This window comes from Rhizobium sophoriradicis, from assembly GCF_025200795.1.
GTDB lineage: Bacteria > Pseudomonadota > Alphaproteobacteria > Rhizobiales > Rhizobiaceae > Rhizobium > Rhizobium sophoriradicis.
In genome coordinates, this window is sequence record NZ_CP104152.1 from 3,272,294 (window position 1) to 3,285,000 (window position 12,707).

General features: G+C 60.1%; 11 protein-coding genes, 1 tRNA gene and 2 rRNA genes (1 of these 14 cut by a window edge). 8 read left to right on the forward strand and 6 right to left on the reverse strand.

The genetic code is table 11. The features are described 5' to 3' along the window. The first annotated feature begins 89 nt into the window (after nucleotides 1-89). From N2597_RS16190 to N2597_RS16225, 8 genes are all read left to right on the forward strand, one after another. Entirely contained in the window at nucleotides 90-455 is a 366-nt protein-coding gene (locus N2597_RS16190) for an NADH-quinone oxidoreductase subunit A (RefSeq protein WP_038692760.1), read from the forward strand. Then, nucleotides 443-946, forward strand: a complete 504-nt coding sequence (locus N2597_RS16195) for a NuoB/complex I 20 kDa subunit family protein (RefSeq protein ID WP_003582024.1) — start codon at nucleotides 443-445, stop codon at nucleotides 944-946. The genes N2597_RS16190 and N2597_RS16195 overlap by 13 nt, the downstream gene beginning before the upstream one ends. Continuing rightward, nucleotides 943-1,479 (forward strand): NADH-quinone oxidoreductase subunit C, encoded by a 537-nt coding sequence (locus N2597_RS16200; protein ID WP_009989232.1) that lies wholly within the window; start codon nucleotides 943-945, stop codon nucleotides 1,477-1,479. The genes N2597_RS16195 and N2597_RS16200 overlap by 4 nt, the downstream gene beginning before the upstream one ends. 29 nt (nucleotides 1,480-1,508) lie before the next feature. Beyond that, nucleotides 1,509-2,723 (forward strand): NADH dehydrogenase (quinone) subunit D, encoded by a 1,215-nt coding sequence (gene nuoD / locus N2597_RS16205; protein WP_077994901.1) that lies wholly within the window; start codon nucleotides 1,509-1,511, stop codon nucleotides 2,721-2,723. A gap of 18 nt (nucleotides 2,724-2,741) precedes the next feature. Further along, the gene (nuoE, locus tag N2597_RS16210; RefSeq protein WP_010056746.1) at nucleotides 2,742-3,254 is read left to right on the forward strand and encodes an NADH-quinone oxidoreductase subunit NuoE; all 513 of its coding nucleotides are present in this window, start codon (nucleotides 2,742-2,744) and stop codon (nucleotides 3,252-3,254) included. Between the two features lie 4 nt (nucleotides 3,255-3,258). Continuing rightward, nucleotides 3,259-4,524: an NADH-quinone oxidoreductase subunit NuoF gene (gene nuoF, locus N2597_RS16215; protein WP_077994902.1), complete on the forward strand. Its 1,266-nt coding sequence runs from the start codon at nucleotides 3,259-3,261 to the stop codon at nucleotides 4,522-4,524. A 31-nt stretch (nucleotides 4,525-4,555) separates the two neighbouring features. Continuing rightward, on the forward strand, nucleotides 4,556-7,135 hold the full coding sequence (gene nuoG / locus N2597_RS16220) for an NADH-quinone oxidoreductase subunit NuoG (RefSeq protein WP_183598503.1): 2,580 nt from the start codon (nucleotides 4,556-4,558) through the stop codon (nucleotides 7,133-7,135). Between the two features lie 202 nt (nucleotides 7,136-7,337). Next, nucleotides 7,338-8,286 (forward strand): IS630 family transposase gene (locus tag N2597_RS16225; RefSeq protein ID WP_097622115.1). Its coding sequence is split into 2 segments (ribosomal slippage): nucleotides 7,338-7,673 and nucleotides 7,675-8,286, totalling 948 coding nucleotides; the frame shifts between segments, so codons are not numbered across the junction. A gap of 74 nt (nucleotides 8,287-8,360) precedes the next feature. Here N2597_RS16225 and N2597_RS16230 read toward each other — a convergent pair. The 6 genes from N2597_RS16230 to N2597_RS16255 all read right to left on the reverse strand — a co-directional run. Beyond that, a complete protein-coding gene (locus tag N2597_RS16230; protein WP_009987535.1) occupies nucleotides 8,361-8,801 on the reverse strand; it encodes a CBS domain-containing protein in 441 nt (146 codons plus the stop codon). A 45-nt stretch (nucleotides 8,802-8,846) separates the two neighbouring features. Continuing rightward, nucleotides 8,847-9,413: an NADH-quinone oxidoreductase subunit I gene (locus tag N2597_RS16235; protein WP_077994904.1), complete on the reverse strand. Its 567-nt coding sequence runs from the start codon at nucleotides 9,411-9,413 to the stop codon at nucleotides 8,847-8,849. A gap of 10 nt (nucleotides 9,414-9,423) precedes the next feature. After that, on the reverse strand, nucleotides 9,424-10,425 hold the full coding sequence (nuoH, locus tag N2597_RS16240) for an NADH-quinone oxidoreductase subunit NuoH (protein WP_077994905.1): 1,002 nt from the start codon (nucleotides 10,423-10,425) through the stop codon (nucleotides 9,424-9,426). A 370-nt stretch (nucleotides 10,426-10,795) separates the two neighbouring features. Next, a tRNA-Met gene (locus N2597_RS16245) sits at nucleotides 10,796-10,872 on the reverse strand. A gap of 95 nt (nucleotides 10,873-10,967) precedes the next feature. Next, nucleotides 10,968-11,082 (reverse strand): 5S ribosomal RNA (rrf, locus tag N2597_RS16250). 212 nt (nucleotides 11,083-11,294) lie between these two features. Further along, a 23S ribosomal RNA gene (locus tag N2597_RS16255) occupies nucleotides 11,295-12,707 on the reverse strand; it runs 1,528 nt beyond the window's last position.

A 12,707-nucleotide genomic window follows, 5' to 3' on the forward strand; every position in this document is an offset into this window, starting at 1 on the left:
GAAAGCAGAGGAAGGATTGCCCAAGTCGCGCCGCGGCGTGACCGATTTACCCGATCGGGATGAGGTCGATGGGCGACCGGTGCAGTGACATGACTGCAATGGAATTCTTGCCGGTTCTTTTCATGGTCGCCGGAGTCGTTCTGGTGACGGGGGTGACGTTGTTCGTCTCCTCGCTGCTGCGCCCATCCAATCCTTATCCCGCCAAGAACATGCCCTATGAATGCGGCATGGACGCCGCGGGCGAGGCGTCGGCGGGCCGCTTCAGGGTACCGTTCTTTATTCTCGCGATCCTGCTGGTCGTTTTCGATGTCGAAGCGATGTTCCTCTTTCCCTGGGCTGTCGTCCTGAAAGAGATCGGGCTGGTCGGCTATATCGAAATGATCGTCTTCATGGTGCTGCTTCTCGTGGGCTTCGCCTACGCCTGGCTGAAAGGAGCGCTGGAATGGGAGGCGTAAACAACGCGATCCGCGACAGCGTGCTGTTCACCACGGCTGACAGCATCATCAGTTGGAGCCGCAGATCGGCGCTGTGGCCGGAGACCTTCGGCATTGCCTGCTGCGCCATCGAGATGATCTCCGCCGGTTGCGCCCGCTACGATCTCGACCGGTTCGGTGTCGTGTTCCGCCCTTCGCCGAGACAATCCGACGTCATGATCATCGCCGGCACCGTGACACGGAAATTCGCGCCCGTCGTGCGGCGGCTCTATGACCAGATGCCGGAACCACGCTGGGTGATCGCAATGGGCACCTGCGCTATTTCGGGCGGGGTCTACAACACCTACGCCGTGGTGCAGGGATCGGAAACCTTCGTGCCCGTCGATGTACATGTGCCTGGCTGTCCGCCCCGGCCTGAGGCGCTGATGCACGGCTTCCTTCTGCTTCAAGAAAAGATCAAGAGGTCGCGGGCACTCGCCGGCACGCCTCTGGATCGGGTTATAGCATCATGAGTGCGGAGCCGTCCCTCAATCGCGCTCCGATCATGGAGCGCTTCGGAGAAACAATCGAGGACCTCGGCACTGCGCACGGCATCGAGGCCTTTGCCGTTCCGCCGGAGAGGATCGTCGAGTTCTGCCGGTTCCTGAAAGAGCATCCGGCGCTGCAATTCAATTTCCTCTCGGACGTTTGCGGGGTCGATCATTATCCCGAAATGCCGCGGTTCGAGGCGGTCTACCATCTCTATTCGCTGCCCAACAGGCGGCGGGTCCGCATCAAGTGCCGCCTTGGCGATCCCCCTGAAGTGCCTTCGGTCACGGGAGTCTGGCGCACCGCCAACTGGCATGAGCGTGAGGCCTGGGACATGTATGGCATCCGGTTCACGGGACATCCCGATCTGCGCCGGATCTATATGTGGGAAGGCTTCGAGGGCTTTCCTCAGCGCAAGGATTTCCCCCTCAGGGGCTTTAGGGACAAGTTGAACCCCTTCGGTGCCGAAGGTCCGCCGCCAACGCAGCCCGACCTTGCCACCAGGGACATTCCGTAGGGGAGGCCGTTCGACGCCGGACCGTTGAGATGACTGAAGTCACCGAACTCAGCAGGCCTGAGGGCGAAGCGCTCAATACCAGGGAAGTGCTTCTCAACCTCGGTCCGCAGCACCCCAGCACCCATGGGGTTCTTCGGCTCGTCCTCGAACTGGACGGCGAATTCGTCGAGCGCGTCGATCCGCATATCGGCTACCTCCATCGCGGCACCGAAAAACTGGCGGAGAGCTTCACCTATACCCAGATTTTCCCGCTGACGGACCGGCTCGACTATCTCTGCCCGCCCTCGAACAACCTTGCGTTCGCGCTGGCAGTGGAGAAACTCCTCGGCATAGAAGCACCGATCCGGGCGCAATATATCCGCGTGATGATGGCCGAGCTGTCACGGATCTCCGGTCACCTCCTGATCACGGGCGCTTTGCCGATGGATCTCGGCGCCATGACCGCGCTGCTTTACGTCATGCGCGAACGTGAAATGATCATGGACCTCCTGGAAATGATCACCGGTGCGCGCATGCACACCTCGTTCTGCCGGGTCGGCGGAGTGCGCGAGGACCTGCCTGACGAATTCTTCCCGAAGATCCGGGAGTTTTGCGACATCTTCCCGAACCGGATCCGCGACTATGAGCGACTGCTCGAAGATAACCGGGTGTTTCTCAATCGCACGAAGGGGATCGGCGTGATCTCCGCCGAGGATGCTGTCGATCTCGGCCTCAGCGGCCCGAACCTGCGTGCGTCCGGTGTCGACTGGGACATCCGGCGCGATGAGCCCTACGAGATCTACGACCGGCTGGATTTCAACGTCATCACCCGTGACGAGGGCGATTGCTATGCACGCTGGCGATGCCGCGTCGACGAGATGCGCGAAAGCATAGGGATCATCGAACAATGCATCGACCAGATGCCTGAGGGGCGGTTCCAGATCGATATGCCGACAATCGCCTTCCCGCTGGACAAGGATCGGGTGCACTGCTCGATGGAGGCGCTGATCCAGCATTTCGACCTGTCGGCCTACGGCTTCAAGGTGCCGAAGGGCGAGGTCTATTCGGCAATCGAGGCGCCAAAGGGCGAGCTTGGCTTCTACATCATCAGTGACGGCTCGCCAAAACCGTTCCGCATGAAGGTGCGGGCACCCTCGTTCGTCAATCTTCAGGCCCTCTTCGGGGTCACCAACGCCCGCTATCTGGCGGACATGATCGCCGTGCTCGGCAGCCTCGACCCCGTGATGGCCGAGGTGGACAAGTAGCAGAGGATTTGGAACGTGATGGCCATGCGCGAAAAGATCGAAGAGGCGGCGGCGCGGTATCCCGACCAGCGCTCGGCGATCATGCCCGCGCTTCGGATCGCGCAGCGGGAGCATGGCCATCTGCCTGGTCCGGTGCTGGAGGAGGTCGCCAACATTCTCGGGGTCGAGCGGATCTGGGTCTACGAGCTGGCAACCTTCTACACGCTCTTCCATACCGAACCGGTGGGCATGTTTCACCTGCAGCTTTGCGACAACGTCTCCTGCATGCTGTGCAGATCCGAGGACCTGCTGAGGCATCTGGAGGAGGTCCTCGGGATCAAGAAGGGCGAGACCACCCCGGACCTGCTGTTCACGCTTTCGACCGTCGAATGCCTCGGCGCCTGCGAGATGGCTCCAGTGATGCAGGTCGGCGACGACTATCACGGCGACCTCGACATCGCGCGAATCGACGCGCTTCTCGACAGGTTGCGAACGGAGGCGGGGCAAGCGACTGGTGCCGATCTCGCCTCAGCAGCACCGCCGGGAGAATAGCCTCATGTTCGAACCGATCCTCCTCAAGAATGTCGATGTTCGGGATGGCCATCTGCTCTCCACCTTCGAGGCCGGCGGAGGCTACCAGGCTCTGGCCACGGTACTTCGCGAATACACGCCCGACGAGGTTATTGATCTCGTCAAACGGTCCAACCTGCGCGGTCGCGGCGGTGCCGGATTCCCAACGGGCATGAAATGGGGTTTCGTACCGAAGCGGACCGGCAAGCCGACATATCTGTGCTGCAACGCCGATGAGGGCGAGCCGGGCACGTTCAAGGACCGGATCATCATGGAGCGCGACCCGCATCAGCTGATCGAGGGGTTGGCGGTAAGTGCATACGCGATTGGGGCCGAAACCGCTTATGTCTACATTCGCGGAGAATATGTGACGGCGATCCGTCGGTTGGAGCAGGCGATCGCCGAGGCCCACGCAAAGGGTTATCTCGGAAAACGCATTCTGGGCTCGGATTTCAATTTCGCCGTACACATCCACTGCGGCGCCGGCGCCTATATCTGCGGCGAAGAGACTGCGATGCTCGAGTCGCTCGAGGGCAAACGGGCGCAGCCGCGATTGAAGCCGCCATTTCCGGCCGTGGCGGGGCTCTACGCCAGCCCGACAGTGATCAACAATGTCGAGACGCTCGCTTGCGTGCCGCATATCGTTATGCGGGGGGCGGACTGGTTTCGGGGCATCGGCCCGGACAAGAGCCCCGGCCCGAAGCTCTACTGCCTCAGTGGGCAGGTGCACAAACCCGGCCTCTATGAATTGCCGATGGGCATACCGCTGCGCGAACTGGTCGAGAACCACGCCGGCGGCGTGCTGCCGGGACGCAGAATCAAGGCGGTGATCCCGGGCGGGGTCTCAGCGCCGGTCATACCGGAGCACGGGCTGGAAGTGAGGATGGATTTCGACTCGCTGGCTGCCGCCGGTTCGATGCTCGGTTCGGCTGGCGTTATCGTGATCGACGACTCGACCTGCATGGTCAAGGTCGCGACCCGGATCATCGAATTTTTCCATCATGAGTCCTGCGGCAAGTGCACGCCGTGCCGGGAAGGATTGAACTGGACCGTAAAAGTATTGCGCCGGATTGAGACCGGGGAAGGTGCTGCCGGCGATCTGGAGCAGCTGGAGATGCTCTGCAAGGGCATTTTCGGCAATACGTTTTGTGCCTTGGGTGACGGCGCAGCGATGGGATTGCGGGCGGCACTCGCGCATTTCCGCGATGAGTTCGTCGCCCATATCGAGGAGCACAGGTGCCCCTTTCACTGAAGCCTGCACCGCGACAGGACTGCGAGGAAGTATGGTTAGCATTACGATCGATGGACGAACGCTGGAAGTTGAGGCTGGCTCGACAGTGCTACAGGCCGCCCGGCGTTTGGGCATCGATATCCCAACCTTCTGCTATCTGAAGCGCCTGCCGCCGCTGGCCTCCTGCCGCATGTGCCTGGTGGAGATCGAGGGGCAGCGGCGGCTGCAGCCGTCCTGCGCCACCGCCGTCACCGAGGGTATGGTGGTGCGGGCGAAGACAGCTCTGATCGAGGAAACGCGCGCTTCCATGCTCGATATGCTGCTCGCCAACCACCCCCTCGACTGTCCGATCTGCGACAAGGGCGGCGAATGCGAGCTTCAGAACATGGTGATGGCCTACGGGCCTCGCAAAAGCGAGTTTCACGATCCCAAACGTGTCTTCCATTCCGAGGACATCCGTCTCAGCCCGGTCATCATCATGAACGTCAACCGCTGCATCCAGTGCCAGCGCTGTGTCCGGATGTGTGAGGAGGTCGTCGGCGCGGTCGCCCTGGGTACCGTCGAAAAAGGCATGGATACCGCCGTCACCGGCTTCGAGGGTAGTCTCGCAAGCTGCGACCAGTGCGGCAATTGCGTCGAGGTCTGCCCGGTCGGCGCGCTGATGAGCTTTCCCTATCGCTACAAGGCGCGGCCCTGGGATCTGGTCGAGACCGACACGGTCTGCCCGCATTGTGGCACCGGTTGTCAGTTGACGGTGGGCACGCGCAAGGGCGAGTTCATGCGGGTGCGTTCGAAGTGGGACGAGGGGCTTAACCGCGAAGTGCTCTGCGTACGGGGACGCTTCGGCCTCGATTTCGTCGAGAGCCGGGACCGGATCAAGCGACCGATGATCCGTCGTGATGGTACCCTGGTTTCGGTTTCCTGGGACGAAGCGGGGGACTATCTGCGCCAGCGGCTGTCGGCCGTCGAGGGCAAGGCTGCCGGCGGGCTGGCCTCGCCTCGCCTACCCAACGAGATACTCTATCAGTTTCAGAAGCTGATGCGGACGGCATTCCAGACCAACAGCATTGATTGTTCGTCACGCTGGTCCACGCCCTTCGATACGCTCGGCCCGCTAATGGCAGCCTTCAACAGCCGCGCACCGCTGGACGAAGTGATCGGCAACGACTGTGTGCTCGTGGTCGGCGGCAACGTCACCGAGGAGAACCCGGTCACCGAATACCTGCTGCGGGATGGCGTGCGGCGGCGGCAGACCGGATTGCTCATGCTCTCGGCGCGGCCATCCCGTCTGGATGCCGATGCCAGGGTGGTGGTTCGCGTGCCGCCGGGCGGAGAAGCGGCGTGCCTTGCGGCGGTGGTGACCGGTCTCGTAGCGGCAGTTGGTGAGGCCTTGCCGGGCACCGTTCTTGCGGGCATCGGCGCGGCAATCGGCAAGTCAGCGGTGGAAACCGGCATTGACGGGCCCGATCGTCTGGCCGCGGCGCTCAAGGACGGCCGCAGCGTCACCGTGCTTGTCAGCGTCGACCTCCTGAGATCACCCGAAGCGAGCGCGACGCTGCAGCAGATCAATAATCTGCTGCAGGCTCTGCGCCTGCTCGGCAAGGACCTGGCGATGCAGTTCCTCTTCGACCGTGCCAACCAGATGGGCGCCTGGGACATGGGAGTTCTGCCGGCGGCTCTGCCGGGGCTGCGGGCGGTAACCGACGAGGTAGCGCGCACAACTCTTGCGCGGAACTGGGGCGCCGAAATCCCGTCTGAACCCGGCGCGGATCTCGACGCCATTCTGGAGCTCTGCGTCGGCGGGCGAATGGGCGCTCTCTACATCGTCGCAACCGACCCCCTGATTGCCTATCCCGACAGGGATTTCGTGTCGCGGGCGCTTGGCGCCGCCGATCTCCTGATCGTGCAGGACGCCTTCCTCACGGATACGGCGGGCCTTGCCGAGGTCGTCCTACCCGCGGCAGGTTACGGCGAGGAAACCGGCACGTTCACCAACAACGAGGGCCGAATCCAGAAGGTCCGCAAATTCCGCGAACCCGCCTTCGAGGCGCGGAGCAATCTGGCGATCTTCGACTTCGTCGCGGCGCTTCGCAACCAGGCACTGCGGCCGTCGACGCAAGGCGAAATTTTCGACGAGATTGCGCGGTTTGTTCCCGCCTACCAGGGATTGACGCAGGACGGACTTGGCGCCGACGGCGCATTCACCAAGGCGGTGCCGACGGCACCTGCGGCCAGGTTCTTTGCGCCGCCGCCCGTCCCGCCAGCGGCCGACCGGCTCATGCTGATCACCGGGGACTGCCTGTTCCACAACGGCTATCTTTCCGAACGGTCGGACATCCTGAACACGGTCGCCAATGATCCCTATGTCGCGATGAGCGCGCAGGATACCGCACAGCTTGGCCTTGCGGATGGCGATCAGGTCATTGTGCGTTCCGCCCAGGGCGAACTGACGGCCCAGCTCAAGGTCGACGGGCGGTTTCCCAAGGGCCTCGTCTTCGTTCCGGAAAACTATAGAGCCTTGCGTCTCAACGGCCTGATGCGGCGGGGTGAATACCCATGCCCGGTGGAGGTCCGGAAGGTGCAGGCCACGCTTGAGGTCGACCGCACGAGCCGGATCTGGCGTGGGGTCTGAAGATTTGGGGTCGGGGCGCCGCGCCGCCCGCAAGCTGCCCTGCCCCAATGCGTGTCGCCCGGAAGTGTGCAGCGGTTCCGGGATAACGACATGCAAAAAAACAAAGGGCTAGAGCGTATCTGGATTTAGTTGAATCGGAAGGGATTCCGTTTTTGGCTGTTTTGTGATTCAAGATGCTGGCTGGAGTGGAGGCCAGCATCGGATGACTCGACCTCTTTCAAATGATCTTCGCAAGCGTGTTGTTGATGCAATCGAAGCCGGCGAGAGCTGCCGGTCGGTGGCGGTGCGGTTCGGTATTGCCGTGTCTTCAGCGGTGAAGTGGTCTCAGCGCTACCGTTCGAGCGGATCTGTCGCGCCTGGGAAGATGGGCGGCCACCGCAAGCGGGTTCTTGAGCCGTACCGAGCGTTTATCGCCGAGCGGATCAACCAGACGCCGCATGTGTCACTGAACAGGTTGAAGGAAGAACTGGCCGCGCGAGGGGTGAAGGTATCCCACGACACCGTATGGCAGTTTCTGCGGCGCGAGGGACTACGGTTCAAAAAAAACACTGTTCGCCCTTGAGCAGGCGCGCGCTGACGTCGCGCGACGGCGACAGCGCTGGCGATCCTGGCAGGCTGGCCTTGATCCAAGCCGGCTGGTCTTCATCGATGAAACCTGGATCAAGACCAACATGGCGCCGCTTCGAGGCTGGGGGCCGAAGGGCAAACGGCTGCGCAGCTTCGCCCCGCACGGACATTGGCGCACCCTGACTTTCCTCGGCGCGTTGCGCTGCGATCGGCTCACCGCGCCTTGTGTCTTCGATGGACCGATCAACGGTGAGTGCTTTCGTGCTTATGTCGAACAGCAACTCGTACCGGTGCTCAAACCCGGCGATATCGTCGTGATGGATAATCTCGGCTCCCACAAGTCGGTCGCCATCCGTCAGATGATCCGCAACGCTGGTGCTCGGCTCTGGTACCTGCCGCCATACTCCCCCGACCTTAACCCGATCGAACAGGCTTTCGCCAAAATCAAGCACTGGATGCGCCTGGCTCAGAAGCGAACCATCGATGACACCTGGCGCCACATCGGACACCTCGTCACAACCATCGAGCCCAGCGAATGCAGCAACTACTTCGCCAATGCCGGATATGCTTCCGTGAAAACCTGAAACGCTCTAAAGCGCGTCGCATGGATCAAATTTGATGCGACGCGCTTTAGCCTCCTCACATCAAGCTGGCGGCATCAGTGATACCTGGTTCCGCAGATGTAATCCTGCAGTTCCTGCTCTGTGCGCTGCGCTTCCTCGAGCCTATGTTTAACCACGTCGCCGATACTGAGCACGCCGACAACGTCGCCTCCATCCAGAACCAGCACATGACGCGTACGCCGCTGGGTCATGATCCCCATCACGACGGGTAGCAAATCTCGTGTCGAACAGGTCGCCACACTGCGGTTCATGACATCCGCGACGCGCATCAACGCCGCCTCGGACCCGTATTCCGCCACCGCATTGCAGCAATCCCGCTCCGATAGCGAACCCAGGTATTCGTCGTTCGATTGGCCGACGACGACGAAGCCGATATTGCTGTCGCGAAACAGCCTCAAGACTTCCAATATCGTCTGATCGGGAGCAACCGCGATGACACCGACACCCTTGTTCTTCATGATTTCGCCGACAAGCATCTGAGCCTCCTGTCTGCGCGCTCCGGATTGACGGATGGCGCGCGTTCACGTTCGCCGGATATTCCGCCACCAATTGTAGCCCTGCTTCTCTTTCGTCTCGACGAGCACGTCCTTCTTTGTGTTCAGGCGTGCGGTAACCACGCCGCCGCCGGTTGCCGCCTTGCCCGGCTTGGCGAGCAGGTCGTCGCGCCCGATCACCAGGTCACGCGAGGAAAAACTCGAAAATTCGTACTGCTGGCCGAGCGCGATTGCATCGGCTGGGCAGGCGTCCTCGCACAGCCCGCAGAACAGGCAGCGAGCCGTGTCGATCTCGAATTTGGCCGGGTGCCGGTTGCCCTTCTCGTCCTCGTAGGGGACGACTTCGATACAGTCGCAGGGACAGATCCGCGCGCAGAGTTCGCAGGCCACGCATTTGATCTCGCCTGCTTCATCACGCTTCAGGAAGTGATGCCCGCGATAGCGGGAATAGGGCAACCACTTTTCCTTGTCCGGATATTGCATGGTGACCGGCTTGGAGAACATGTAGCCGAAGGTCAGAGCCAAGCCGTTCGCCAGATCGGCGAAGAACGCCCAGCCGATCCATCTTCCAGCTTTGTCCTGCGCGCGCGACATCGCCGCCTCGCTACGGAGCCGCCATGGCCCCTAAAAGTACACCGGTTACAATTATGTTCGCCATCGACAGAGGAAGCAAGACTTTCCATCCGATCGCCATCAGTTGGTCGTAGCGGTAGCGGGGGAAAGTGAAGCGGAACCAGATAAACACATAGACGAAGAATGCCACCTTGACCACAAACCAGAGCAGTGGTGGCAAGGGGATTAGGATACCGTTCCAGCCGCCGAAAAACAGGATCACCACCAGGACCGACACCAGCAACACGATGGCATATTCGCTGACCATGAAGAACGCAAAGCGGATACCGCTGTATTCCGTATGGAAGCCGGCGCCCAGATCGCCTTCCGCTTCCGAAAGATCGAAAGGAATACGCTGCGCTTCGGCCAGTCCGGCGACGAAGAACACGAGGAAGCCGACCGGCTGGTAGACGATGTTCCAGACATCGGTTTGGGCCCGCACGATGTCGAGCAGGCTCATGGATTGCGCCAACATGACCACCCCGACCACCGCGAACCCCATCGGAATCTCGTAGCTGATCATCTGCGCGCAGGTCCTGAGGCTGCCGAGAACCGCGTATTTGCTGTTAGCGGCCCAGCCACCGAAGATGACGCCATAGACCTCGATCCCGATCACCGCAAAGACGAAGAGCAATGCCACATTCATGTTGGAGACGTAGAGCGTGATCTCGGAGCCGAGGACCGAGATGCTTTCGCCGAAGGGGATCGCGACGAACACCACAAAGGGAGGGGCGAGCGCCAGTATTGGCGCCAGTTTGAACAGGAATCGATCGGCCTCGGCCGGGATGTGGTCCTCTTTGGTCAAGAGCTTGATTCCGTCCGCCACCGGCTGCAGAAGCCCATGCCACCCCACGCGCATCGGTCCCATCCGCTGCTGAATGTGCCCTGCGATCTTGCGTTCCAGCCAGGTCAGCGGCAAGGGCAGCAGCAGCAAGATCGCAATCAGAAACGCGACCTTGAAAACGATCAGGCCAAGGGCGACGATAAGCTCCATGATCCGCGGCTACTTATACATCGGGTTGAAACGCGCAACCGGACTTTGGCTCCGGCTATACGCTGAGCACTTGAGCACTTTGTCAGGCTACATAGTATAACGGCGACGCAGCTCTTACAATGCCACTACAGTTATGTGGTCGCTGCGATGATGTGTCTGGGTTCAGGACGGTTCGAGCCGACTGGTTCGATGCGCACGTGTGTGTATTGCGCTACTTGCGGATAAAACGATGGTTGTTTGTGAACCATCTGAAACCTGGCCATTGCCGGCATCTATCTGGCTTTCCTTGAGAAGATGAAGTCTTCGTCCCAACGATTCTCAGATGTGTTTTGGAATCAAAAAGCCCGCACGAGGCGGGCTTTTGTTTATTTGGTTGCGGGGGCAGGATTTGAACCTGCGGCCTTCAGGTTATGAGCCTGACGAGCTACCGGGCTGCTCCACCCCGCGGTGTTATATTAACACGAAAGGCCGCTTGATGGGCGGCCTTTTGATCGGCTTTGGGCCGTTGGATGTGATGAGAAGATTATAGTTGCGTTTTGCAGACCTGGCAGCGACCTACTCTCCCGCGTCTTAAGACGAAGTACCATGGGCGCAGGGGCGTTTCACGGCCGTGTTCGGAAAGGGAACGGGTGCAGCCACCCCGCCATAACCACCAGGTCGGCAAAGCGCAACTTTGTTTTGAGAAGCTGGATTTGGTTTTGAGCGAATAGGGAGTAGCGAATAGCGAATAGGACTATTTGTTTCTCTTTCGCTGGTTTTGAACACGTCTTTGGAGCGATTTGGGAGCAACTATTCGCTACCCCCTATTCGCTTTTCGCTCACCGGACGAACACTTCGTGTTCGCCGGGAGATGAGCACAGTCAATGAGAACGATCAAGCCGATCGAGCTATTAGTACCGGTAAGCTTCATGCGTTGCCGCACTTCCACACCCGGCCTATCAACGTGGTCGTCTTCCACGGCTCTGATAGGGAACACTCGTTTTCAGGTGGGTTTCCCGCTTAGATGCCTTCAGCGGTTATCCCGTCCATATATAGCTACCCTGCTATGCCCTTGGCAGGACAACAGGTCCACCAGAGATATGTCCATCCCGGTCCTCTCGTACTAGGGACAGATCCTGTCAATATTCCTACACCCACGGCAGATAGGGACCGAACTGTCTCACGACGTTCTGAACCCAGCTCACGTACCGCTTTAATTGGCGAACAGCCAAACCCTTGGGACCTGCTCCAGCCCCAGGATGCGATGAGCCGACATCGAGGTGCCAAACAACCCCGTCGATATGGACTCTTGGGGGTCATCAGCCTGTTATCCCCGGCGTACCTTTTATCCGTTGAGCGATGGCCCTTCCACGCGGGACCACCGGATCACTATGACCGACTTTCGTCTCTGCTCGACTTGTCAGTCTCGCAGTCAGGCGGGCTTATGCCATTGCACTCGACGACCGATTTCCGACCGGTCTGAGCCCACCATCGCGCGCCTCCGTTACTCTTTCGGAGGCGACCGCCCCAGTCAAACTACCCACCATACACTGTCCCGGACCCGGATGACGGGCCGCGGTTAGACATCCATGACGATAAGGGTGGTATTTCAAGGATGGCTCCACGGAAACTGGCGTCCCCGCTTCAAAGCCTACCACCTATCCTACACATGCCGACACGAATGCCAGTGTAAAGCTATAGTAAAGGTGCACGGGGTCTTTCCGTCTGACCGCAGGAACCCCGCATCTTCACGGGGAATTCAATTTCACTGAGTCTATGTTGGAGACAGCGGGGAAGTCGTTACGCCATTCGTGCAGGTCGGAACTTACCCGACAAGGAATTTCGCTACCTTAGGACCGTTATAGTTACGGCCGCCGTTTACTGGGGCTTCGATTCAAAGCTTGCACCTCTCCTCTTAACCTTCCAGCACCGGGCAGGCGTCAGACCCTATACGTCGTCTTGCGACTTCGCAGAGCCCTGTGTTTTTGATAAACAGTCGCTACCCCCTGGTCTGTGCCACCCCATCATACTTGCGTAAAATGGGGTCACGCTTCTTCCGAAGTTACGCGTGCAATTTGCCGAGTTCCTTCAACATAGTTCTCTCAAGCGCCTTGGTATACTCTACCTGACCACCTGTGTCGGTTTCGGGTACGGTCTATACGGTGGAGCTATTTCCTGGAACCGCTCCGCTGCCCTGATAATCCAATAAACCAGAACAACTTGTGCAATCCGTCACTACCACCAGGCCCACGAATATTAACGTGGTTCCCATCGACTACGCGTGTCCGCCTCGTCTTAGGGGC